This window comes from Floridaenema flaviceps BLCC-F50 (assembly GCF_041929275.2).
Taxonomy (GTDB): domain Bacteria; phylum Cyanobacteriota; class Cyanobacteriia; order Cyanobacteriales; family Aerosakkonemataceae; genus Floridanema; species Floridanema flaviceps.
Map to the genome: position 1 here is coordinate 1,068,844 of NZ_JBHFNR020000002.1, position 22,031 is coordinate 1,090,874.

The 22,031-nt window shown below is 41.5% G+C and carries 15 protein-coding genes and 3 pseudogenes; 12 read left to right on the forward strand and 6 right to left on the reverse strand.

The annotated features are described in order from the left end of the window. Nucleotides 1-11: 11 nt before the first annotated feature. Genes ACE1CI_RS24810 through ACE1CI_RS24820 form a run of 3 tightly spaced genes read left to right on the forward strand, consistent with a single transcriptional unit; the run spans nucleotide 12 to nucleotide 1,811 of the window. Complete coding sequence (locus ACE1CI_RS24810) at nucleotides 12-632, forward strand: serine O-acetyltransferase (RefSeq protein WP_413266405.1); 621 nt, start codon at nucleotides 12-14, stop codon at nucleotides 630-632. Further along, nucleotides 633-1,277, forward strand: a complete 645-nt coding sequence (locus tag ACE1CI_RS24815) for an HAD-IA family hydrolase (protein ID WP_413266404.1) — start codon at nucleotides 633-635, stop codon at nucleotides 1,275-1,277. 48 nt (nucleotides 1,278-1,325) lie between these two features. Further along, nucleotides 1,326-1,811 (forward strand): low molecular weight protein-tyrosine-phosphatase, encoded by a 486-nt coding sequence (locus ACE1CI_RS24820; protein ID WP_413266403.1) that lies wholly within the window; start codon nucleotides 1,326-1,328, stop codon nucleotides 1,809-1,811. A gap of 22 nt (nucleotides 1,812-1,833) precedes the next feature. Here ACE1CI_RS24820 and ACE1CI_RS24825 read toward each other — a convergent pair whose 3' ends face one another. After that, entirely contained in the window at nucleotides 1,834-2,487 is a 654-nt protein-coding gene (locus tag ACE1CI_RS24825) for a response regulator transcription factor (RefSeq protein ID WP_413266402.1), read from the reverse strand. A 304-nt stretch (nucleotides 2,488-2,791) separates the two neighbouring features. On the opposite strand from ACE1CI_RS24825, the gene ACE1CI_RS24830 reads away from it, so the two are divergent. After that, the gene (locus tag ACE1CI_RS24830) at nucleotides 2,792-3,553 is read left to right on the forward strand and encodes an aldolase/citrate lyase family protein (protein ID WP_496615895.1); all 762 of its coding nucleotides are present in this window, start codon (nucleotides 2,792-2,794) and stop codon (nucleotides 3,551-3,553) included. A 154-nt stretch (nucleotides 3,554-3,707) separates the two neighbouring features. Further along, nucleotides 3,708-4,379 carry a 2OG-Fe dioxygenase family protein gene (locus tag ACE1CI_RS24835; protein ID WP_413266401.1) on the forward strand — a complete coding sequence of 224 codons (672 nt, stop codon included), beginning with the start codon at nucleotides 3,708-3,710 and terminating at the stop codon, nucleotides 4,377-4,379. Between the two features lie 151 nt (nucleotides 4,380-4,530). Here ACE1CI_RS24835 and ACE1CI_RS24840 read toward each other — a convergent pair. The 3 genes and pseudogenes from ACE1CI_RS24840 to ACE1CI_RS24850 form a co-directional block, all read right to left on the reverse strand. Beyond that, nucleotides 4,531-5,493, reverse strand: a pseudogene (locus ACE1CI_RS24840) (DUF4912 domain-containing protein); the annotation flags it as partial. Between the two features lie 99 nt (nucleotides 5,494-5,592). Beyond that, nucleotides 5,593-9,237: pseudogene (locus tag ACE1CI_RS24845) on the reverse strand (DUF4912 domain-containing protein); the annotation flags it as partial. Between the two features lie 318 nt (nucleotides 9,238-9,555). Then, nucleotides 9,556-11,142, reverse strand: coding sequence for a glucose-6-phosphate isomerase (locus tag ACE1CI_RS24850; RefSeq protein ID WP_413266454.1), 1,587 nt, complete (start codon nucleotides 11,140-11,142; stop codon nucleotides 9,556-9,558). A 209-nt stretch (nucleotides 11,143-11,351) separates the two neighbouring features. On the opposite strand from ACE1CI_RS24850, the gene ACE1CI_RS24855 reads away from it, so the two are divergent. The 6 genes and pseudogenes from ACE1CI_RS24855 (at nucleotide 11,352) to ACE1CI_RS24880 (ending at nucleotide 18,352) form a co-directional block, all read left to right on the forward strand. Next, entirely contained in the window at nucleotides 11,352-12,488 is a 1,137-nt protein-coding gene (locus ACE1CI_RS24855) for a branched-chain amino acid ABC transporter permease (protein ID WP_413266399.1), read from the forward strand. 91 nt (nucleotides 12,489-12,579) lie between these two features. Continuing rightward, nucleotides 12,580-13,350 (forward strand): ABC transporter ATP-binding protein, encoded by a 771-nt coding sequence (locus ACE1CI_RS24860; protein ID WP_459564119.1) that lies wholly within the window; start codon nucleotides 12,580-12,582, stop codon nucleotides 13,348-13,350. A gap of 150 nt (nucleotides 13,351-13,500) precedes the next feature. Next, nucleotides 13,501-15,171 carry an iron uptake porin gene (locus tag ACE1CI_RS24865; protein ID WP_496615791.1) on the forward strand — a complete coding sequence of 557 codons (1,671 nt, stop codon included), beginning with the start codon at nucleotides 13,501-13,503 and terminating at the stop codon, nucleotides 15,169-15,171. 285 nt (nucleotides 15,172-15,456) lie between these two features. After that, nucleotides 15,457-15,810 (forward strand): annotated as a pseudogene (locus ACE1CI_RS24870) (transporter substrate-binding domain-containing protein); the annotation flags it as partial. A 366-nt stretch (nucleotides 15,811-16,176) separates the two neighbouring features. Then, entirely contained in the window at nucleotides 16,177-17,592 is a 1,416-nt protein-coding gene (locus tag ACE1CI_RS24875) for an ABC transporter substrate-binding protein/permease (protein ID WP_459564118.1), read from the forward strand. 34 nt (nucleotides 17,593-17,626) lie between these two features. Beyond that, a complete protein-coding gene (locus ACE1CI_RS24880; protein WP_413266453.1) occupies nucleotides 17,627-18,352 on the forward strand; it encodes an amino acid ABC transporter ATP-binding protein in 726 nt (241 codons plus the stop codon). 51 nt (nucleotides 18,353-18,403) lie between these two features. Here ACE1CI_RS24880 and ACE1CI_RS24885 read toward each other — a convergent pair whose 3' ends face one another. Further along, the gene (locus ACE1CI_RS24885; protein WP_413266395.1) at nucleotides 18,404-19,237 is read right to left on the reverse strand and encodes a cyanophycinase; all 834 of its coding nucleotides are present in this window, start codon (nucleotides 19,235-19,237) and stop codon (nucleotides 18,404-18,406) included. A gap of 296 nt (nucleotides 19,238-19,533) precedes the next feature. Further along, complete coding sequence (locus ACE1CI_RS24890; protein WP_413266394.1) at nucleotides 19,534-19,731, reverse strand: hypothetical protein; 198 nt, start codon at nucleotides 19,729-19,731, stop codon at nucleotides 19,534-19,536. 350 nt (nucleotides 19,732-20,081) lie between these two features. Between ACE1CI_RS24890 and ACE1CI_RS24895 the strand changes: the two genes are divergently transcribed. Next, nucleotides 20,082-21,992 (forward strand): ATP-binding protein, encoded by a 1,911-nt coding sequence (locus ACE1CI_RS24895; RefSeq protein ID WP_496615792.1) that lies wholly within the window; start codon nucleotides 20,082-20,084, stop codon nucleotides 21,990-21,992. The last annotated feature ends 39 nt before the right edge of the window (nucleotides 21,993-22,031 follow it).

Sequence of the window (22,031 nt, forward strand, 5' to 3'; positions counted from 1 at the left end):
GAGTTGAGATTGTGAAAGATATTATAAATCAAGTTTTTACATTTTTAGAATTGAGTTTTGTCTTTCCCCAATTACTCTTATTTTACCTGAGTACGCAAAAGGAAATTATTGTTAATGATGTCCAAAAATGGGTGAGTGTATTTGAATGGAAAGAACCGTCTAATCTAGTAAATTTACTAACTTTAATCTCTCGAAATCAAGAGTTTCGCAATCTTTATTATTATCGAATAAGCAAAGGTAATTTATCAGCTAGAGTTTTAATGAAAATCATCAAAATATTTTATCCAGAATGTACCTCGCTGTTTATCGATCCCTCTTGTAATATTGGGGAAGGATTATTCATTCAACATGGTTTTAGCACAATTATTATGGCAGATATGGGCGATAATTGTTGGGTAAATCAACAAGTTTCTATTGGTTACAAAGATAAAACAGGTCGTCCGAAAATCGGGAATAATGTTAGAATCACTGCGGGAGCAAAGGTATTGGGAAATATCAATTTGGGTAATAATGTCACCGTAGGAGCAAATGCAGTTGTCACTAAAAATGTTCCTGATAATTGCGTAGTTGTCGGTGTTCCTGCTTATATTATTAAAAGAGATGGTTTGAAAGTAAAAGAAGAATTAGTTTAAATGCAGCAACCAAAAGTAATTTTTTTAGATGCCGTTGGCACTTTATTTGGAATCAAAGGTAGCGTAGGAGAAGTCTACGGGAAAATTGCTCAAAAGTTTGGTGTAGAAGTTTCCCTAGAAGAGTTAGATCGCGCTTTCTACAACAGCTTTAAAAAAAGCGAGAAAATGGCTTTTCCCGGAGTACCCCCAGAAGAAATTCCCTTGCGAGAATTTGAATGGTGGGAAGCAGTGGCAATTAACACTTTTCAAGAAGCAGGAGTTTGGGAAAAGTTTACTGATTTTGCGAGTTTCTTTGGGGAACTTTACGATTATTTTGCCACAGCTGAACCTTGGTTTATTTATCCTGATGTAATTCCCGCTTTGGAACATTGGCAAAATTTGGGCATCACTTTAGGCGTGTTGTCTAATTTTGATTCTCGTCTTTACCCGGTTTTAGAAGCTTTAGAGTTAACCCAGTTTTTATCTTCTGTCACTATTTCTACGGAAGTGGGTGCAGCAAAACCGGAAGTGGAAATTTTTTCTGCCGCTTTAGCAAAACATGATTGCTCTGCTGATGCAGCTTGGCATATTGGTGATAGTTTTAAAGAAGATTATGAAGGAGCAAAAGCCGCTGGTTTAAGAGCGATATGGCTAAATCGCAACTAAAGGTGTAAATTAGATCATCGAAAATCTAAAACGTAAATCAATTGAGTAATGGCATACAAATTACTGTTTGTTTGTTTAGGTAATATCTGTCGTTCTCCTTCGGCAGAAAACATTATGAAACACTTGGTTAACCAAGCTGGTTTAAGCAAGGAAATTATTTGTGATTCGGCGGGAACTTCTAGTTATCATATTGGTAGTCCTCCCGATCGGCGGATGAGTGCTGCGGCTAAACTTAGAGGAATTGAATTAGTAGGGGAAGCGCGTCAGTTTCAGCGATCGGACTTGGAAAAGTTCGATTTAATTTTGGCAATGGATAAAGAGAATTATCGGGATATTTTGTCGCTCGATCGCTCCCAACAATACAAAGATAAAGTAAAACTAATGTGTGATTTTTGTACCAGGCATAACCTCAAAGAAGTACCCGATCCTTATTATGGTGGCTCAGAAGGATTTAATCAGGTAATCGATCTTTTATTAGATGCCTGTGAAGGGTTGCTTAACTATGTTATTAGTCAGCAAAACTTAGCTAATTAAAGTTAACCAACCGGGAAATTTATTAATCGATTAAACGCTGTTCAATAGCAATCCGTACTAGCTCCGCTCGGTTGCTAGTTTCGGTTTTTCTGAGCAAATTACTGACGTATTTTTCGATCGTTCTCCCACTTAAATGTAGGCGATCGCCAATTTCTATATTTGATAACCCACGAGTAATTAATTCTAGGACTTCTTTCTCTCTTTTACTCAAATTCAAAATAGTCAGGGCTGTTTGGGCAGTTGTGTTAACATTTCCTGATAATGGGGGTGTGTGCATTCGTAAATGCCACTCGGTTTGCATGATTTGCGATCGCTCTAGCAAATTGCGAATAATTGCTCCTAATTCGTGAATTTCAAAAGGTTTGGGTAGATAAGAATCACAACCCAACTTATAGCCACGAATTCGTTCTTCAGTAGAATTTTTTTCACTTAAAAATACCACTGGCAACAAACGAAATTCGGGACGTTGACGAACTTGACGCACTAATTCATAGCCGTCCATTCGCGGCATCATGATATCTGTTACCAATAAATGAGGATGATACTTTTCCACCAACTCCAGCGCCAATTGACCATCCTCAGCCGCTATTACTGAGTAGCCACACATCTCTAAATATTCACTTACAAAAAGACGCATTGGCAGATCGTCATCTGCAACTACGATTATCAAGGACATGAGGGTACAGGTGGCTAGGAAACTTAACCCATAGAATAGGCTAAGTCTAAATTAAAAGTTACGGCTATCATCAGTTCTTTTCTAGGATAACGTTTCTCCCTTGCAGAAAATGCTTAGGCAAAACTTAATGAGATAGCTTTTATAACTACTGCAAGAGGGCAGAAGGATCGAGTAGGGAACAGGGAAAGTTTTGAGTTGTAGGGGTAATTCATGAATTGCCCGTACAGAGTTTTCCTCTCCCCTACCTCTAGGCCCCGCTGCACTACTAATATTTTAGTTAAATATGTTGCTGACTACTGAATCAATGGGCGAAAACCAAGTTAAACGGAAACTTCAGCAAGGCGAAGTGGTAATCGGGCCATTTATTAATTGTGCTTATCCTGCGTTCATCGAAATTTGTGGATATGCTGGCTTTGACTTCGCGATTATTGACATGGAACATGGGCCAATACACACTCTGGGAGCAGAAGATCTCTGTCGGGCGGCTGATTGTGTGGGGTTTAGTGCGATCGTCCGAGTTCGCAAAAATGACCCTCCACAAATTCAACGCGCCCTCGATATCGGCAGCGCAGGTGTCCAAGTCCCACAAATTGAAACCTTATCCGATGCCGAAGCAGTTGTCCGCAGTGCCAAATATTACCCATTGGGTACTCGTGGTCTTTCTTTAAATACCCGTGCTGGAATGTACACTGCCGCAGGTACAGAAATTATCAGCAAATTGAACGCAGAATCTTTAGTGGTGGTTCATGTAGAGGGCAAAAAGGGCGTAGAAAACTTAGAAGAGATTGTCAGCGTTCCTCACATTGATGTGGTTTTTCTTGGCCCTTATGATTTGTCGCAGTCTTTGGGGATTCCCGGACAGGTGGGCGATGCCCGTGTAATTGAATTGATGAAACAATGTGTCACCAAAATCCGCCTGAGTCAAAAAGCTGTGGGTACATTTGCTGATAACCCAGAGATGGCTAAGTTATGGATTGATGCTGGGGTGCAGTACATTGCTTTGGGCGTGGATGTGGCGATCTTCCTTCGCGCTTGTCAGGCTCTAGTCAAAGCAGTCAGAAGTTAGTTACATTGAGTATGATTACTTAGCAAAATTTTCTCATATCATAAGTTGCGATTTTTTGTTGTCCATTTGACAACATTTTTTTAAGCAGCTTTTATAATGAAAAGAAAAAGCCCCGAAAAATATTAGGGGATCAATCATAGCAAGGGAAATTACTATGCAAACGTTATTAGGTTCTACGGAATTGCAATATGCAATGATGTTTACATTGCAAAGAGTCGAGCGCATCCGTTTAGAAGATTTCAAACCATTCTTTAACGATCTGCCTGTAGATCCTTACATTAAAGGTAAATACCGCCAAAGAAGATTGTCGCGGTTTAAAGTCTCCTCTGATGAAGTAGTAAAACTACCTCATGGTCATTTATTTCAAAGTAAAAATTACAACCCGTTAGTAGGCGATGTGAAACGAGAATATGCTGAATTAGACGATCGGTTAATCGAATTAGTTGAATTTAAAAAACTGTTATTTGCCTTCAGCGATTTTTGCAAATTAAACTCAGTCGCCTTAGAAGTAGGAGTGCATCAAATTCGCACTACTTGTTCCCCAGATAATTTCGGCAACCCAGCACCAGAAGGCATTCATAGAGATGGCACTGATTTAATTGGGATTTTCGCAGTAGATAGAGAAAACGTTCAGGGCGGCGAAACTCATTTATATAAAACTCGCAGGCAAGACCCAGTTTTCAAACAAGTTTTAAATCCGGGTGAATTACTACTAGTGAACGATCGCGAATTCTTCCACTACACCACCCCCATCAAACCCGTAACCGAAGCCATCGGCACCAGAGATGTCTTTGTGTTAACTTGCCCCAGTTTGATTGAAGATTGAGGGGACTGGGAGAAAGAGGTGGGGAGGTGGGGAGGTAGGGAGGTGGGGGGAGTGAGAAAGTTTTGAGTTAATAAACTTTCCCCATCTCCTCATCCCCCCATCCCCGCATCTCCCCTGCCCCTCTGCCCCTCTGCCCCTCTGCCCCTCTGCTTTACTCCTCCTGTGCTTCCTCTTTAGTATTGGTATTCCGCAGGGGAGTTTCGCGGTTGAATTGTAGGTGAATGGAACGAGTTTGTTCGCCGTCGGGTGCAAAAGCTTCGATCGGAAAATCAAGCATCCCATCTTGGAAGGATAGCTGAAAGCGGAAAGTGCCGTCTGAATTTGCTTTAATCGGACGACCTCCGATCGTAATTACTGCATCGGGTTCTGTTGCACCATAAACTACTAGTTCTGCATCTGCCATTAACCAAAATTGACGGGAACGTTCTGGTACTTCCGAGGCAAAACCGACTCCTGATGCCCATTGACCGATGCCAGAAGGGAAAATATAAGAGCTAACTGTTTGTGCTGCTAAATTTGGAATTGGCATCGCGCCAAAAAAGGAGTCAGAGAAGCCGTTACCTGCTGTGGTAGTTGCTTCTGGAGTGGGAGAACCTAAATCTACAAATTGTTTGTTTTCTAGTTCTTCTTCCCAACGAACGGTGATGAATTGGTCATTTGACCAAGTGGAGGGATAAAGGGGAGGGACGTGGATGGAGTTCGATCTAGCTAACATTAGCCAGCGACCATCATTAGTAAGGTAGCCGATTTCTACGATGTAGTCGCGATCGCTCACCGGAACAGGCAAATACCATTGCCGCCCCATTTCATCGCACTCAAATTCCTGTACACTGTGAGGATTTTGGTAATCCATATCTACATCAGTGACATCATAGAATCGCAAAGCTAATTTAGAACCGCCCTGTTGCCGCAATTCTTCTTTATGTCGTTTAGGGATATCCCAATAAGTGTAAGCCCATTGAGGATCGCGAGGCATTAAAACGATGCGACTTTCATCATAGCCAGATGGTAAGTCAGGAAGTCCTTCGTCTACTGCGGCTAAGACTTCTGGGGTGAATTCTTCTAATCCCAGATTAAATTTAGCGGCTTCTATTTCGGACTGAGTGCGGTTGCTATCATCAACAATTGACGGGATATCACTTACTTCGGTAATGACAGCACCTAAATTACCTAAATCAATTTCTGTGAAAAGCAAAACATCAGAGACAATTCTCAATGGTATCGATCTAGCTGCCATTAACCAATTTTCATCATCAGTCAGATAGCCAATTTCTGCCACATAATCTCGGTCAATGAGTGGTATGGGCAGTAATGTTTGGTTAACTTGTTCGTCTATAGAAAATTGTTGGAAAATTTGCGGGTTGTCCTGACTCAAATCAATTTCGGTCACATCATAAAGTCTGAGTGCTAATTGTCTGCCACCTTGTTGCTGCAACGCTTGTTTATGCCGATCGGAAACTTGCCAATTAGCAAGGGCTTGACGAGCATTTTCTACTGTCAGGGCGATCGTGCTGTTCGGGTCTATGAGCGTAGTATCTAATTGTTGCGGAACTTCGACAATTTCATTTACTGGTGAGACTGAGGGAACTTCGTCTATTTCTGGGATAATTTCTGCTACTGGTGAGACTGGGGGAACTTCTTCTATTTCCGGTATAGCTTCTGTTACTGGTGAGACTGAGGGAACTTCGTCTATTTCCGGGATAATTTCTGCTACTGGCGAGACTGAGGGAACTTCGTCTATTTCCGGGCTAATTTCTGCTACTGGCGAGACTGGGGGAACTTCTTCTATTTCCGGTATAGCTTCTGTTACTGGTGAGACTGAGGGAACTTCGTCTATTTCCGGGATAATTTCTGCTACTGGCGAGACTGAGGGAACTTCGTCTATTTCCGGGCTAATTTCTGCTACTGGCGAGACTGGGGGAACTTCTTCTATTTCCGGGATGATTTCTGTTACTGGTGAGACTGAGGAAACTATGTGTATTGGTGCCGATCTTGCCAATAATAACCAGCGATTATCATCTGTTAAATAGCCAATTTCTGCGGCGTAATTACGCTCGCCAACAGGTATTTCCAGTAACTTTTGGTCTTCCAGTTCATCTACGGCAAATTGTTGGAAAATTGGCGGTTCTTGCCCAGTTAAGTCAATTTCGGTGACATCATAAAGGCGCAATACTAAATGTCTTGCGCCCTGTTGTTGCAGTGCTTGTTTATGGTTAGATGAAACTTGCCAATTAGCAATTACTTGGTTGGCGGTTTCTGGTGCTAGGGAAATGGTGCTAGTAGTGGGAGTTGAGCCTAGTGCGGCGACGACTCCGGGGGCTAAGTCAATTTCTGTGCTGGGCGGTGTATCGCTACTAATTGTTATTGGTGCGGATCTAGCTAATAATAACCAGCGTTCGTCTTCTGTTAAATAACCGATTTCTGTGGCATAGTTGCGATCGCTAACTAATATCGGCACTAACATCTGGTTAATTTGTTCATCCAGATCAAATTGTTGAAAAATTGCCCAATTTTCTGTACCAGGTTGGGCAGCGATTTCCGTCACATCATAAATCCTTAATGCTAACTGCCTACCGCCTTGTTGTTGCAGTGTTTGTTTATGTTCTTCTGAGATTTGCCAAGCGGCAATAGCTTGATGATTATTAAATGGTGTCAAGTTAATGCTGCTGGTAGTAGGTGTTGTGCTGACAGTCAGGGTAGGAATAGTAGCAACAATTGGGGCAACGGTTGGTATGGATGGAAGTATGCGTACCCGAGCAGATCTGGCTAACAATAACCAGCGATTATCATCAGTTAAGTAGCCAATTTCTGCGAGATAATCGCGATTACTTTCCGGTATGGCTACTAACATTTGAGTAGCTTGTTCATCTACAGCAAATTGCGGAAAGTTCGCTGGTATTTGCTCATCTAGTAGAGACGTTGCAGGCAACGTCTCTACAGTGACATCATGAAGCCGCAATACTAATTGTCTGCCGCCTTGTTGTTGCAATGCTTGTTTGTGTCTAGGGGATACTTGCCAAGCTGCAAGGGCGAGTTGATTGCGTTCTGGTGTCAAAGTGATGCTGCTACCCCAGTCTGCGGGTGTGGTGGGAGTTAATGGTGCTGGGGCGGGAGGGATAACTTCCGTGACAGGTGGTACAGATGCGGGTATGTAGATCGGATTAGATTTGGCTAGGGGCAACCAGCGTTCGTCTTCTGTTAAGTAGCCAATTTCTGCGTTATAGTCGCGATCGCCAACCAATATCGGCAATAATATCTCGTTAGCTTGTTCCTCTACATTAAACTGTTGGAAAATCTGCCAACCTTCTGTTTGGATTTGATCGATGTCACTAATGTCATAAAGCCTAATAGCCAGCCCTCTCCCACCTTGTTCTAACACTTCTTGCTTGTGGGCTTCTGAGACTTGCCAAGCTGCAAGGACTTGTTGGCTATTTTCTGCTCTTAGGGTAATGCTGCTACCCCAGTCTCTTGGTATGGCAGCTGCTGCGCCTAAAACTGCTCCACCTACTATACCAGCACCTCCTAACCAATCGGGTGTAGCTGGTGCTGGGGTAGCGGTTTCGCTAGTGGTATCTGTTGTGGGTAATAATTCTTCTCCCCAAAGTGGTTCTGTGGTGTTAATCGTTTCTTGTGGCGCAGTGGGGGGAATTCCGATCTGTTCCGTAGTACTGGTAGCAGGGGGAACTATAGGTTGGCTGGGTGCTTCGGTAGTGGTACCGCCTGCTAAAGGTGGTGTTGGTGTTTGGCTACCGGGTGCGATTGTTGAGGTGCGGCGATTTCTCAGTAGCCACCAAATCGGGATTCCTAACAAAGCTAATAAAGGTATCAACCACCACAGCCAACCAAGTCCACCACGAGTATTTGTAGGTTGTGTTTCGGCAACGGGTGCGGGAGTTGGGCTTGGGGTAGTGGGCCTTGGTGCGGGTGGTAGTGGTGGTGTTTGTGCGATCGCTGAGGGCGCAGTGGTAGCAACGGGAACTCCAGTCGCAGCTTTTACTACTTGTTGACCTGCGGGTGCGCTAGCAAAACCCAAGAATGCCAAAGCAGCCGGAGTCGGGTTTTTGCGTCTGTATACGTAATAAACTGGTTGTGAAAAAGGATACTTGGGATCGTTGGGTAAAACTTTGTGCATCGAGACGATCCGCACATTTGGGCGTTCGACTACTTGGTTAGAAATAGCGTAGCCAATGCCATTAGTTCCCAATTGATTGATGACTGCATTGGTGCTGTCTTGTGATAGCCTCAGAGCGTTGGAGCCTGAGCGAAAGGGACGATTGCGGAAAACTGGGTAATTTTGTAAAGCTTGACGAGTATCGCTATTTCTGGGTCGATCGATCAAGCGAATTCGACCACGTTTGCCCCCAACTTTTGACCAATCGCGAATTTCGCCGCGAAAGATTCTGGCAAATTGAGCGTCTGTAAGACTTCCTTTAAAAGTATTTTTTGGCCCAACTATAACCGCAATTTTAGTTCTAGGTAGAGCAACAGCAACCAAACCTTGCGATCTTTCATGATCGGTTAAAGGACGACCAATAGCAGCTATATCTATATTTCCTTTAAGTAATGATTTTAAAGCAGCCGTTGTTCCCCGATAACCAACATTTACTTTTGTACCGGGGTATTCTTTTTCAAAACGTTCTTTGAGAGCTTGGTTGAATTTAGCTACACTACTAGAGCCATCAATTCTTACTCTCGTGCCAGATTTGACTGACTTTGGTAGGGTAATTGTATTAGGAGAAGTTGGAGATTGAGCTAAAATAAGCTGGTTTTTTTGAGATGCGATCGCGGGTTTAGGAACCACAGCCAGGGCCAGCAGTAAAGCTAAAGTAGCTATTGAAGTGTCTTTTTTTTGTAACATTATAAAATCGCTCAGTAGCTTCAATTGAAGTTAATTTTTCCCAAATATGAGCTAATTATATAGCTCCCAAGGAGAGAAGAAGATAGGGGGATTGGGGAAGTTTTGAGTTTTGAGTTTTGAGTTTTGAGTTAGGAAGAGTTAGAGAGTTTTGAGTTTTAAATTCTCCGAGAGCCCCTCTGCCCCTCTGCCCCTCTGCCCCTCTGCCCCTCTGCCCCTCTGCCCCTCTGCCCCTCTGCCCCTCTGCCCCCCTGCCCCCCTGCCCCTCTGCCCCCCTGCCCCTCTGCCCCTCTGCCCCTCTGCCCCTCTGCCCCCAGTCCCCTAAGTGGTGGAAACGGTTAAACTGTTGGGTTTGCCTAAGTTGCCGTGTAGGGTGATGCCGCGATCGTTAGCTGCGAGATGACGGACAATCTTATAAATTGCCTCTATATCTTCAGTTGCGCCTAATTTTTCGGCAATTTGGCTCAAATACATGGGTTTGCCTTCTTGCTGAATTAACTGGACTACTTTGGTTTGCAGATCCAAAATTTCAGCGGCAGCTTTTTTCCCAGCTTCGACTCCGGGTTGATGGTAGGCGTTAACGTTGACTAGGAAACCGTAGATACTGACGGCGCGTTCGTAAAGAGCGATTAGGGCTCCGACTGTGTAAGGATTGACTTGGGGAATGGTGACGGTGATTGATTGGCGCTTATTTTCGTAAAGTGCTTTGCGCGTTCCTTGTAAGAAACCGGAAAGATAATCTCCTGATGTAATTCCGGGATCTATTTCGGGGGATGAACCTTCGCGGTCTTTTAATACTTCAATGAAAGTGGCGAAGAAATTGGCGACTCCTTCGCGTAACTGTTGAACGTAGGCGTGTTGATCGGTTGAGCCTTTGTTACCATAAACTGCTATGCCTTGATGGACGATGTTGCCGTCGAGGTCTTTTTCTTTGCCTAAAGATTCCATGACTAACTGTTGTAGGTAACGGCTAAACAGTAGCAAGCTGTCTTTGTAGGGCAGAATTACCATGTCTTTTTCGCCTTTGCCGTTGCCAACGTAGTACCAGGAGACGGCTAGTAAGGCGGCTGGGTTATTTTTTAAGTCGGGGATGCGGGTGGCGGCATCCATTTCTTTGGCACCTGCTAACATGGCGCGAATGTCGATGCCTTGTAATGCTGCGGGGAGTAAGCCAACTGCTGACAATTCGGAAGTGCGTCCGCCTACCCAGTCTTCCATCGGGAAGGTATCGATCCAACCTTGGGAATGGGCGGTTTTGTCGAGGTTGCTGCCAACTCCGGTGGTGGCGATCGCGTGTTTGGCAAAGTCTAATCCTTGGGCGGCGAAGGCGTTTTGCACTTCAATCATGCCGTTGCGCGGTTCCGGTGTACCTCCTGATTTGGAGATGACTAAGACTAAGGTGCTGGCGAGTCTGTCTCTAATTTTGGTGAGGATGCGATCGATCCCCGCTGGGTCGGTATTGTCGATAAAATGTATCGCCAGCGGGGGAAAATCGGGCGCTAGGGCTTCGGCAACAAATTCAGGGCCTAAAGCCGAGCCGCCAATGCCAATGGAGAGAAGGTCGGTAAATTTCGGGGCTTTGGGAGGACGAATTTCTCCTTCGTGAACTTTGTGGACAAATGTTTCGATTTTCTCTAAAGTATCGATGATTCCTTGTTTGAGTTCCAGGCTGGGTGCTTTGTCTGGATCGCGTAGCCAATAGTGACCAACCATGCGGTTTTCGTCGGGGTTGGCGATCGCACCATTCTCTAATGCGGCTAGGTCTTTAAATGCTTTATCCAACTTTGGCTGCAACGTTTGTAAAAAGTTGTCATCAAATCCCATCCGACTCACATCTAGGTAAAATCCTAGCCCTTCGTGATAGTAAAGCCAGTCTTGGTAACGTTGCCAGAGCGCCGCTGCATCCATAGCAATTCTCATCCTAAAAGTTTAACAGTATCTTTTTCTTCCAACAGTTTAGAGGAGATAGAAAGTTTAGTTATATAATTTGGGCAAATCTTACAATGATTTAATGAACAGGTCGCAGTCGAGCGGAAATTTTCCGAATCATTTAAGAACTCTATAGGGTAAAATGCCTTAACAAAGTAAGATACTTGTTTTCTAGAAACCCTCTTCCCATGAATTTTACTCCCGGTTATTTAGTTTCGCTAATCATTTTTATATCGATCTATGCTCTATTTGGCTTAGGGCTAAATTTACAATGGGGTTTTACTGGTTTAATTAACTTTGGTCATGTGGCTTTCATGGCTGTGGGAGCTTACACTACTGTATTATTAAGTTTACAGGGAGTACCGCTATTTATTGGTGCTTTGGTTGGTGCGGCTTTGGCTGCGTTGTTAGGTTTGTTTGTGGGGATTTCAACCCTACGATTGCGGGAAGATTATTTGGCAATTGTCACCATTGGTTTATCGGAAATGATTCGCTTGATTGTGAATAATCAAGAGTTGCCTGTGGGGAATGGTCAATGGCGATCGGGCGTGTTCGGTTTACAAGGTTTTCCTCTACCATTTAATAATGTTACTTTGAATCCTTTTTTACAGTTTTTTTTGGTGGCTGTGCTCACAGGAATTGCTGGGTTAGGTGGCTGGCAATTGTGGCGGTGGATGAGAAAACAATTGCAACAGGGAAAGATGCGGGGTTCTAGTCCGATCGCATCTTTAATCATGGGAATTATTGGGGCAATTTTAGGCTTAGTTGTTTATATTGTGGGTTTAATCTCCATAATTGACGCTAATAATTTTACTTACAAAACTGGGTTGATGGTAGTGTTACTGTTGGTTTTAACAGTAGTGTTTTGGGCTTGGGAAAGATTAGTAAATGCACCTTGGGGAAGAGTTTTAAAGGCAATCCGGGAAGATGAACAAGTACCAAAAGCTTTGGGAAAAAATGTGTTTTGGTATAAGTTACAATCGTTGATGTTGGGAGGTGCGATCGCTGGATTCGCTGGCGCTTTTTACGCTTGGCAATTAGCTACAGTTTACCCAGATAACTTTCAACCCCAAATAACTTTTGATGCTTGGACAATTATCATTTTAGGCGGTGCGGGTAATAATTACGGAACTTTGTTAGGGGCGATAATTTTTTGGGGTTATTTTGAAGGAACCAGGTTTGTTTTACCGGGATTATTACCTTTTGATGATGCCCGTTTGGGTGCTTTTCGGATTATGGTAATTGGTTTTTTACTAATTATTTTGATGATGGTTAGACCGCAAGGTATTTTAGGGAAGAAGGAGGAATTAACCCTTGGTAAATAATCCATCAGATTCACTTTCAAATATACCTTTGAATGAACCAGAAACGGATATAGAAGATATTCTTAAACAGGTAGAAGATGCCCCACCGCGAATTCAACCAAGTAATAATTTATTGTTATCAGCAAATGGTTTAAGTAAAAGTTTTGGTGGGTTAAAAGCAGTGGAAAATGCTACTTTGGAAGTGAGTCAAGGTAGTATTACTGGATTAATTGGGCCAAATGGTGCGGGAAAAACGACTTTATTTAATTTAATTTCTAATTTTATTCACCCTGATTCTGGGCGGGTAATTTTTGATGGGGAACCAGTAGAAAGTTTACAACCTCATCAAATTGCCCAAATGGGAATGATTCGCACTTTTCAGGTGGCGCGTGTACTTTCGCGACTTTCGGTAATGGAAAATATGCTGTTAGCGGCGCAAAAACAAACGGGAGAAAAGTTCTGGAATGTGTGGTTTCGCGCCCATGAAGTAAAGCAAGAGGAAAAAGAATTGCGAGAAAGGGCGATCGCTATTTTAGAATCAGTAGGATTAGCCCAGAAAGCAAATGATTATGCTGGTTCTTTATCAGGGGGACAGCGGAAACTTTTGGAAATGGGAAGGGCGTTAATGTCGCAACCCAAATTAATTTTATTAGATGAACCTGCGGCGGGGGTGAATCCTACTTTAATTAATCAGATTTGCGATCGTATTTTAACCTGGAATCGCGAAGGCATGACCTTTTTAATCATTGAGCATAACATGGATGTGATCATGTCTTTGTGCGATCGGGTTTGGGTATTAGCTGAAGGACGTAACCTTGCTAATGGTACTCCCGAAGAAATACAAAACAATTCCCAAGTTTTAGAAGCTTATCTGGGACAATAAGACTTGTATCGTAGCCAACATTTAAATAAAATGTTGGCTTTACAATTGAAGTCAAATTAGCTTGGAAATTTTCTAAGATAAACAGAAACCCGGTTTCTTGAAGAAACCGGGTTTCTGGAGTACGCTATATTTTTTGGTGTGAGGATAATCATGAATAAACTTTTAGGAAATACCCTACCATTAAGTATTGCTCTTCTAATTAATGGTTGGCTAATTTCTAGCATCTGTCTAGGCGTAGAAATTAATGAAAATGCTAATTCGCTGGAACAAATTGTTGAATATGCAGAATCGTTAAATCCGGTTTCAGAAACAGCGGAAGATTCTCAGAGTTCAGAACAGGTAACATCTGTTTCTCAATTACGAGATGTGCAACCTACAGATTGGGCTTTTCAAGCTTTACAATCATTAGTGGAAAGATATGGCTGTATAGAAGGATATCCAGACCGAACTTATCGCCCAAATCGGGCAATGACTCGCTATGAATTCGCCGCAGGTTTAAATAGCTGTTTGGATAGAATTCAAGAATTAATCGCCGCTTTACCTCAAGGAATCAGTAAAGAAGATTTAGACAGTTTGCGAAGATTGCAAGAAGAATTTGCCAGTGAATTAGGTAATTTGCGCGGTCGTGTGGATGCTTTAGAAGCTAGAGTAAATACAGTAGAAGCACAGCAATTTTCCACAACTACTAAACTCGGTGTCGAAGTTATTACTTACCTTTCCGATGCTTTTGGCGAAAGGGCTGATGACATAAATCAAACTACTTTTGGTTATCGGACAAGGATTGATTTTAATACTAGTTTTACCGGAAAAGACCGCTTAAGAACTCGTTTGCAAGCGACTAATTTAAGATTGATTAATACTGGGGCAATTTATGGGGGAGTTTTTGGTCCCCCAGAAACAGCAGGAGAAACTGGAGAAACTCGTTTTGTTCCTAGTACTTTATCTGGGAATAATAACGTAACAATTAACCAATTGCAATATCGGTTTCCCATTGGTGACAGAATCAAAATCTTTATCGATGCTGCTTCTACAGATCCCACTTATGTCACTGATACAATTATTCCTTTCATTGACACTGCTACTGGTGCTTTGACTAATTTTGGTCAAGTAAATCCGGTTTATTTTCCGATCGGAAATCAAGCAGGAGTTGGGGCTAACGTTTTAATTACTAAAGGTTTAAGCTTAGACTTTGCTTATTTTGGAGAAAGTGGAACTCCCAATTTACCAGGTAATAAACAAGGTTGGTTCAATGGTGGTTACAGTGCTTGGGCACAGTTAACTTATCTTGGAGAAAGGTTAAAGTTTGGCTTACTTTATCTAAATTCCTATTCTCCCGAATTTGGTATTGATACTTTAGCGGGTAGCAATGCAGCCAAAGTAATTGGTGCGGGGCCTGTTGTGGGCAATAGTTACGGTTTTCAAGCTAATTACCGCTTTAGTAAAGGCTTTGAATTAGGCGGCTGGGTAGGTTATACAGCAGCGCGTGCTTTGGATGTAAAAGGGGATGCAGAAGTTTTGAATTATGCTGCAACTTTCGCTTTTCCAGACTTACTTAAAAAGGGAAATTATGGTGGAATTGTGTTTGGAATGCAGCCGAAATTAATTAGTACTAGTAATGCAGCTTTAGCCGCAGCAATTGGTTTACCAGAAGGGCAGAGAAGCGATCGCGACACGGGATACCACATTGAAGCATTTTACCGCATTCAACTCAATGATTACATCTCCATTACTCCCGGCTTTTTGTGGCTAACTGCACCTAACCACGACGCACGTAATCCTGATGCCGTAATCGCCGTAATTAGGACTGCTTTTGTATTCTAGTTACAATCAACTGGTATCTATCTTTAGATAGATTGGTTTCCAAAAAGTTGTAACTAAAAATACAATAAATCAGATAATAAGCCATATATCATTAAATTCCGATCGAACCGGAAATTGAAAAAATTGGCTTTTTTTAGGAATAAATAACGAGGAAACTCATAAACCATGTTCAGAAAAAAGTGGTTAATGGCAATTTTATTTATTGCCACATTAGTCATATCTCTGATAGTTGGAAACTTGAGGAGTGACTATGTAACAGCACAAGATGCTGGTAAAAAATTAGTCATGGTGACATCAGCCGACTATCCACCTTACCAGTTTCGCAAAACAGATAGCGGAAACAGCGAAATTGTTGGTTTTGATATCGACATTGCCAAATATATCGCTCAAAAATTAGGTTACAAACTGGAAATTAGGGATGTAGATTTTAGTGGAATTATTCCCGCTTTGCAGTCAGGAAGGGCAGATTTTGCCATGTCGGGAATGACTCCCACTGCGGAAAGGAAGAAAAATGTCGCTTTTTCTGACCTTTACTATGAAGCTAAGAATACCATAGTTTCCCAGAAAACTAGTGACCTGAAAAATCCAGCAGATTTAGCTGGTAAAAAAGTGGGAGTTGAGTTAGGAACGACTCAAGAAAAAACGGCTAAATCGCTAAAAGATGTCCAAGTAGTAGCATTAAATAGACCGGGAAGTATCATTCAGGAATTAAAGTCAAAACGCCTGGATGCTGCAATTTTAGAAGACACAGTTGCCAAGGGATATGTTGCTAATAATCCCGAATTGATTTATGAACCAATTCCTACTAGTTCAGAAGAGGCGGGATCGGCGATCGCATTTCCCAAAAATTCACCATTAGTTAACTCTTTTAATCAAGTTCTCCGGGAAATGAAACAAAACGGAGAATTACAAAAATTGATAACAAAATGGTTTGGGAATGATGGCGAAAAACTTAGCAGTTATCAAGCCAACAATGATGTAGCTACCGCAGCAACTCCTAGCAATATCGCAGTCGCCCAAAATCCCCCAAATCCCCAAAATGCTCCAAATACTGGGCGGAAATTAATTATGGTGACTTCCGCAGACTATCCACCTTATGAATTTAGAAAAACGGGTGGTGGCGCTGGAGGTGAAATCATTGGTTTTGATGTTGATATTGCCAAATATATCACCAGAGAATTAGGCTACGAACTGGAAATTAGAGATACAGATTTTAGCGGAATTATTCCAGCTTTACAATCAGGAAGGGCTAATTTTGCAATGGCAGGGATGACTCCCACTCCCGAACGACTGAAAAATGTCGATTTTTCTACTATTTACTACGAAGCAAAAAACACGATCGTTTCTAAAAAAGGCTCGAATCTGACAACAATTGCGTCTTTAGCTGGCAAAAAAGTCGGTGTACAATTGGGTTCAACACAAGAGAAATTTGCCAAGGAAAAAATCAAAGGTGCAAAGATAGTTGCTTTGAATAAAACAGGCGATCTGATTCAAGAGATTAAATCGAATCGCATTGTTGCGGCAATCATTGAAGATACCATTGCCAAGGGATTTATTGCTAATAATCCTGATTTGGAATTTACGACTATTCCTAATAGTTCGGAAGAAGCGGGATCGGCGATCGCATTTCCCAAAGGTTCGCCATTAGTGCAACCATTTAACAAAGTTCTCCAGCAGATGAAACAAAATGGAGAAATTGATGCACTAGTCAAAAAATGGTTTGAAAACCAAGGCGGAAATCAAGCAGCTGAAGAACAGAAAAAACCATCAAGTTTTGAAACAGCTTGGGCTAGTATTCCTTTCATCGCTCAAGGAATAATAGTCACATTACAATTTACCCTAATTTCTGCATTCTTCGGATTTCTCTGGGGAATTGTTCTGGCATTGTTTAAGATTTCTACAATCAAACCTTTGAATTTGTTTGCTAAAGGTTATACTTCTGTATTCAGAGGTACACCATTGCTGCTACAAATCGCATTAGTATATTATGCAACGCCGCAATTAACTGGTTACGATATACCAGCATTGTTGGCGGGTGTAATTACCTTCACTCTCAACTCAGGTGCTTATATTTCTGAGACAATAAGAGGAGGGATTCTCGCAGTTGATAAAGGACAAAGAGAAGCGGCTCTATCTTTAGGAGTGCCTTATCAACCAATGATGAAAGATATTATCCTACCCCAGGCAGTGAAAAATATTTTACCTTCCTTGGTAAATGAAAGTATCGCTCTTTTAAAAGATTCATCATTGGTATCAACAATTGGTGTGGTGGATGTGCTACGTCGGGCTCAAATTGTGGGTGCAGAAAAATATATCTATTTTGAACCACTGTTAGTGGCTGGTTTAATTTATTACGTTTTGGTAATGCTTTTAACATGGGGAGGTTCTAAACTTGAACGACGATTACAACGTAGCGCTTAAAAAAGATGCTGCGGCAGCAAACAAGGAAACAGGTTTGGCAATTAAGGTTGAAGATCTGTATAAATCTTTCGGTTCTCTCAACGTTTTGCAAGGGATTTCTACCGAAATCAATAAAGGGCAAGTAGTGGCATTAATCGGTCCTTCTGGATCGGGAAAATCTACCTTTTTGCGGTGCATGAATTTACTGGAAACACCAACTTCCGGCAGGGTTTTTATTGATGGCAAGGAAATAACTTCGCCAAGAACCGACATTATGAAAGTGCGGCAAAATGTCGGGATGGTGTTTCAACACTTTAATCTTTTCCCTCACATGACGGTGATTAAAAATATCATGTATGCACCGTTAAAGGTGAAGCACGTTTCTGAGGAAGAAGCGCGAAAAGTGGGAATGGATTTGTTAAAAAAGGTGGGTTTAGAAGCTAAGGCAAATGCTTATCCTTCTCAACTTTCGGGAGGACAAAAACAACGGGTGGCGATCGCACGTTCCCTAGCAATGAAACCCGATATCATGTTATTTGATGAACCTACATCTGCTCTCGATCCAGAAATGGTGAAAGAAGTTTTAGATGTAATGCAAGACTTAGCAAAAACTGGCATGACAATGGCAGTTGTAACTCACGAAATGGGTTTTGCCAAAGAAGTTGCCGATCGCATTTTATTCTTAGATCAAGGAAAACTAGCCGAAGATTCTCCCCCGGAACTGTTTTTCTCAAATCCAAAATGCGATCGGGCAAAACAATTTCTCGATAATATTTTGTAAAGAGGATTCAGATCCCCGACTTCTCGAAGAAGTCGGGGATCTAGATTCAGTTTATGCTGCTACCGCTGCTTGAGGAATGCGTTCTAAAATTGGTTTTCTATTCTTCAAATTGTAGCTATAGCCTTCAGGAAGAAGGTGCAATCTAGCATTACAAATTGCCATTACTTCATCTTTCAAAAGATTATCTACATTACTGTGAGTAATTTCTGCCACATCGACAATTGTTACAGAACCGCTGCCAATTACTTCAACTACATCTTGGCTAACTATTATCCCTGTATCTTCATCAATTCCAAATCCTAAAACAGCAGGTTGCTGTGCTAATGCAGCAACTAAACGTCCTAAACGTCCCCGTTGAGAAAAATGTTGATCGATGACAATTCCGGGGAGAAATCCCATTCCGGGACCCATTTCTACAACTTCTGCTCTGGCATTTGTCGTCGAATCTCCTTCTACAATCATCACATCAGGCATAACTGCTGCCCCTGCACTAGTACCCCCAACTACAGCACCTTCGGCGTAACGTTTGTGAATTAAAGCATCAAGTTCAGTGTCTTTAATGATACTAGTAATTCGCGCTTGGTCGCCACCAGTAAAAAATATACCAGTAGCCTTTTCTACAGCTTCTAAATATGTCGATGAGCTAGAATCATCTCTGGTGACAGTATCAATAATCCGAACGTTTTCTGCCCCAAAACGTTGAAATATTTTTGTATATTGTTCTCCCACTTCTCTGGGTAATTCTGTCGCTGCGGTCATAATTACAATGTTAGCTTTTGTACCTCCCGCACGGCGGACAAATTCGCGGAGTACTTTACAATCTCCTTCTCTGTCTTCTGCCCCACCAATAATTATTAATTGTCCAGATACTTGATTGTCAGCCATATAAACTCGCTTTTAAAATTACTCAATTTGTAAGCAATTTAAGTAAAGCATGGTTGTTTATCGAGTTTAAACAGTCATTTGGTAGATATTAATACAGAATGAATTTTTCATCTGTGATATTGTATACTCCTAAAAGCTTATGCTTTAAGAGAGATAAACAATTGTCCAGTAAAAGTGTAAAATATCGTCCTACTGGCAAGAATTATTAAATTATTTGCAAAAGAAAACCTCCCAATCCTAGAGGAGAATCAGGAGAAGAGAAATTTAGATTCGATGCTTGATGTTAGCAACAGTTTCTAACGTGATTTCTGGATTAATTTGCTTAAAAAAGAACGTGCCTTTTCTAATGGGAGATGTCTAGGTTTACCTTGGTAAACAATTTGATACTCATCGCTATATTCACCATCTCCATAACCCGAAATCAAGTTAAGATGAAAAGCTTTTTCAGCTAATTGATGAACTTCTTCTCTTAGAGGAGTTTTTGTGACAGTCATGTTGCTGTCCTCCTAAAATGTGTTCTTATTTACAATTTAATTTAGGGCGTGGTGTTATTAAAGACATCTTTCGCAAGGGGTAGGTTATCAGCCAGAGTTTATCAGTATTTTGTAGGACGTAAAAAATCAAATCATTCTAAATGTTGAGATAAAAAATAATTTATCAAACAACTTTTACAGCAAAAAACAATAGCTGTTGGATAGATTAGAGAATACTAACTATAGATAGAAGAAAATCTCTCAAAAACGAACTAACGTAGATTGGTGCGAAAAGCTTAGAGTGAGCGAAGATTTTAGGTAATTTCAGTAGCGATCGCTCCGCTCAAGGCATTCTACCAAAGGAGATAGTGATGATAAGAGAAAAAATTAATGATGACCCCAGGATTAATGCTAGAGAAGAAGACGCATTTGACATCTTTAACATTCAGCATTATGTAGGGCCAAACCCATATTTAAGCACAGCTGCGATCGTTTTTGATTTTGAAGTTACCGGATATCTCGAACCAGCGGCTATAGAAGATTATGTTACAGAAATTAGCAAATTTTGCCCCCAATTAAAAGATAGACAATATGAATCTTACGGGCATCTACTAGCTGAAACAATTATGGAAGTGGGAAAACTCCAAATGAATTTACACCCAAAACAATGGAGCATCAACCCATATAAAAATTATCATAGAATTGCCGTAGAAACTATCCATGCCCGGACTACAAAAGCAGTAATTTACTTTGTTTGGGATTGGTTAGAAGCGATTACGCAAAAGGATGATTTCCCGGTTTATAAAAAGTTTAAAACCCTGCAAGAAATGTTTCGCGCCTCAGTTTATGGAGGGCCTACAGTTTACTCTTTATTCCGCACCGCAACCCAAAAAGGCATTCCCGTATTTTACTTGTGGGATGAAGGATTAATGCAGTATGGTTATGGGAAAAAATTAGTGCGGGGTGTGGCTACAACCTTTGACCATGACAGTCATTTAGACTCTGATTTTACCACTCGAAAAGATGACTGCAAAGACTTTTTGTACACCCTTGGTTTTCCAGTACCAAAAGGTGATATTGTTGGTACTTTAAGCGGTGCTTTAGATGCAGCGGATATCGTTGGTTATCCCGTAGCAGTTAAACCAGTTGTGGGTCATAAAGGCATTGGAGTAACAGCAAATGTGCAGAATGGTGAAGAATTAGAACACGCTTTTAATCGAGCATTAAAAACCATTCCCGAAACCCAACCTGTAGATATTATTGTAGAGAAAAGTTACACCGGATCGGATTTTCGCTTACTCTGCGTCAATGGTAAATTTGTCGCAGCTACTGAACGTCGTCCCGCTTGGGTAGTTGGTGATGGGCACTCAACTATTGCGGAATTAATTGACAAGGAAAATACTAAACCGGAACGCTTAGATACTCCGACTTCACCAATGGGAAAAATTCAAATTGATGAAGCAATGGAGATGTTTTTGGATGAACAAAAGTTGACGATGGATAGCGTAATTGAAGCAGATAAAACAATTTATTTGCGTAAAGTTGCGAATCTTTCTGCTGGCGGAGTCAGTATAGATGCAACTGCTACAGTTCATCCAGATAACATCATTTTGGCACAAGATATTGCCCAGCATTTCCGATTAGTTTGCATGGGAATTGATGTGATTTGCGAAACTCTCTCAGAATCTTGGAAAAAAGGAAATTTCGCGATTTTGGAAATTAATGCAGCACCAGGGATTTATATGCACTTAAATCCCGCTTTTGGAGAAAGTGTAGATGTGCCATCTTTTATTATTGAAACTTTCTTTAAAACTGCAAATGATGCGAAAATTCCGATTATTACTTTTAACCGGATTTCGCTGAAAGAATTGGAAGATACGATCGATCATATCCTCTTAAAATACCCTAATTGGACGATCGGTGCAGTTTGTCGGCAAGGGGTATTTGTGAACCGTTCCGAAAAAGTAATGCACAAGGATTATAATACTAACGTGCAAAGTTTACTCCGTAATCCTAAACTGGATTTACTCATAGCTGAATATTGCGGAGATATCTTAGAAAGCGACGGAATGTTTTACCAAGGTAGCGATATCGTTGTTTTAGATAACCCCACTGAAACGGAAAAAACTTTGGTACAAAATGCCTACGAAGATGCTACCGTAGTCGAAAAACAAGGAGACAATATTTCAATTCGCCGTCAAGGTTGGATGGAAAATTACCAACTGAGATCGGGTGAACCTTTTACGCCAGTTTATCTCAAACAAATTGGAGTTATTTTGTAATCACCCAAGTTGCTGGGTACGTTGTTGCGCTTCAGCGCT

Excerpts from the sequence above, each read along its gene's own strand:
- ACE1CI_RS24895 (WP_496615792.1), top strand. The coding sequence starts at position 20,082 with ATGATAAGAGAAAAAATTAATGATGACCCCAGGATTAATGCTAGAGAA.
- ACE1CI_RS24855 (WP_413266399.1), top strand. The coding sequence starts at position 11,352 with ATGAATTTTACTCCCGGTTATTTAGTTTCGCTAATCATTTTTATATCG.
- ACE1CI_RS24890 (WP_413266394.1), bottom strand. The coding sequence starts at position 19,731 with ATGACTGTCACAAAAACTCCTCTAAGAGAAGAAGTTCATCAATTAGCT.
- ACE1CI_RS24850 (WP_413266454.1), bottom strand. The coding sequence starts at position 11,142 with ATGGATGCAGCGGCGCTCTGGCAACGTTACCAAGACTGGCTTTACTAT.
- ACE1CI_RS24820 (WP_413266403.1), top strand. The coding sequence starts at position 1,326 with ATGGCATACAAATTACTGTTTGTTTGTTTAGGTAATATCTGTCGTTCT.
- ACE1CI_RS24835 (WP_413266401.1), top strand. The coding sequence starts at position 3,708 with ATGCAAACGTTATTAGGTTCTACGGAATTGCAATATGCAATGATGTTT.
- ACE1CI_RS24825 (WP_413266402.1), bottom strand. The coding sequence starts at position 2,487 with ATGTCCTTGATAATCGTAGTTGCAGATGACGATCTGCCAATGCGTCTT.
- ACE1CI_RS24865 (WP_496615791.1), top strand. The coding sequence starts at position 13,501 with ATGAATAAACTTTTAGGAAATACCCTACCATTAAGTATTGCTCTTCTA.
- ACE1CI_RS24815 (WP_413266404.1), top strand. The coding sequence starts at position 633 with ATGCAGCAACCAAAAGTAATTTTTTTAGATGCCGTTGGCACTTTATTT.
- ACE1CI_RS24830 (WP_496615895.1), top strand. The coding sequence starts at position 2,792 with ATGGGCGAAAACCAAGTTAAACGGAAACTTCAGCAAGGCGAAGTGGTA.
- ACE1CI_RS24885 (WP_413266395.1), bottom strand. The coding sequence starts at position 19,237 with ATGGCTGACAATCAAGTATCTGGACAATTAATAATTATTGGTGGGGCA.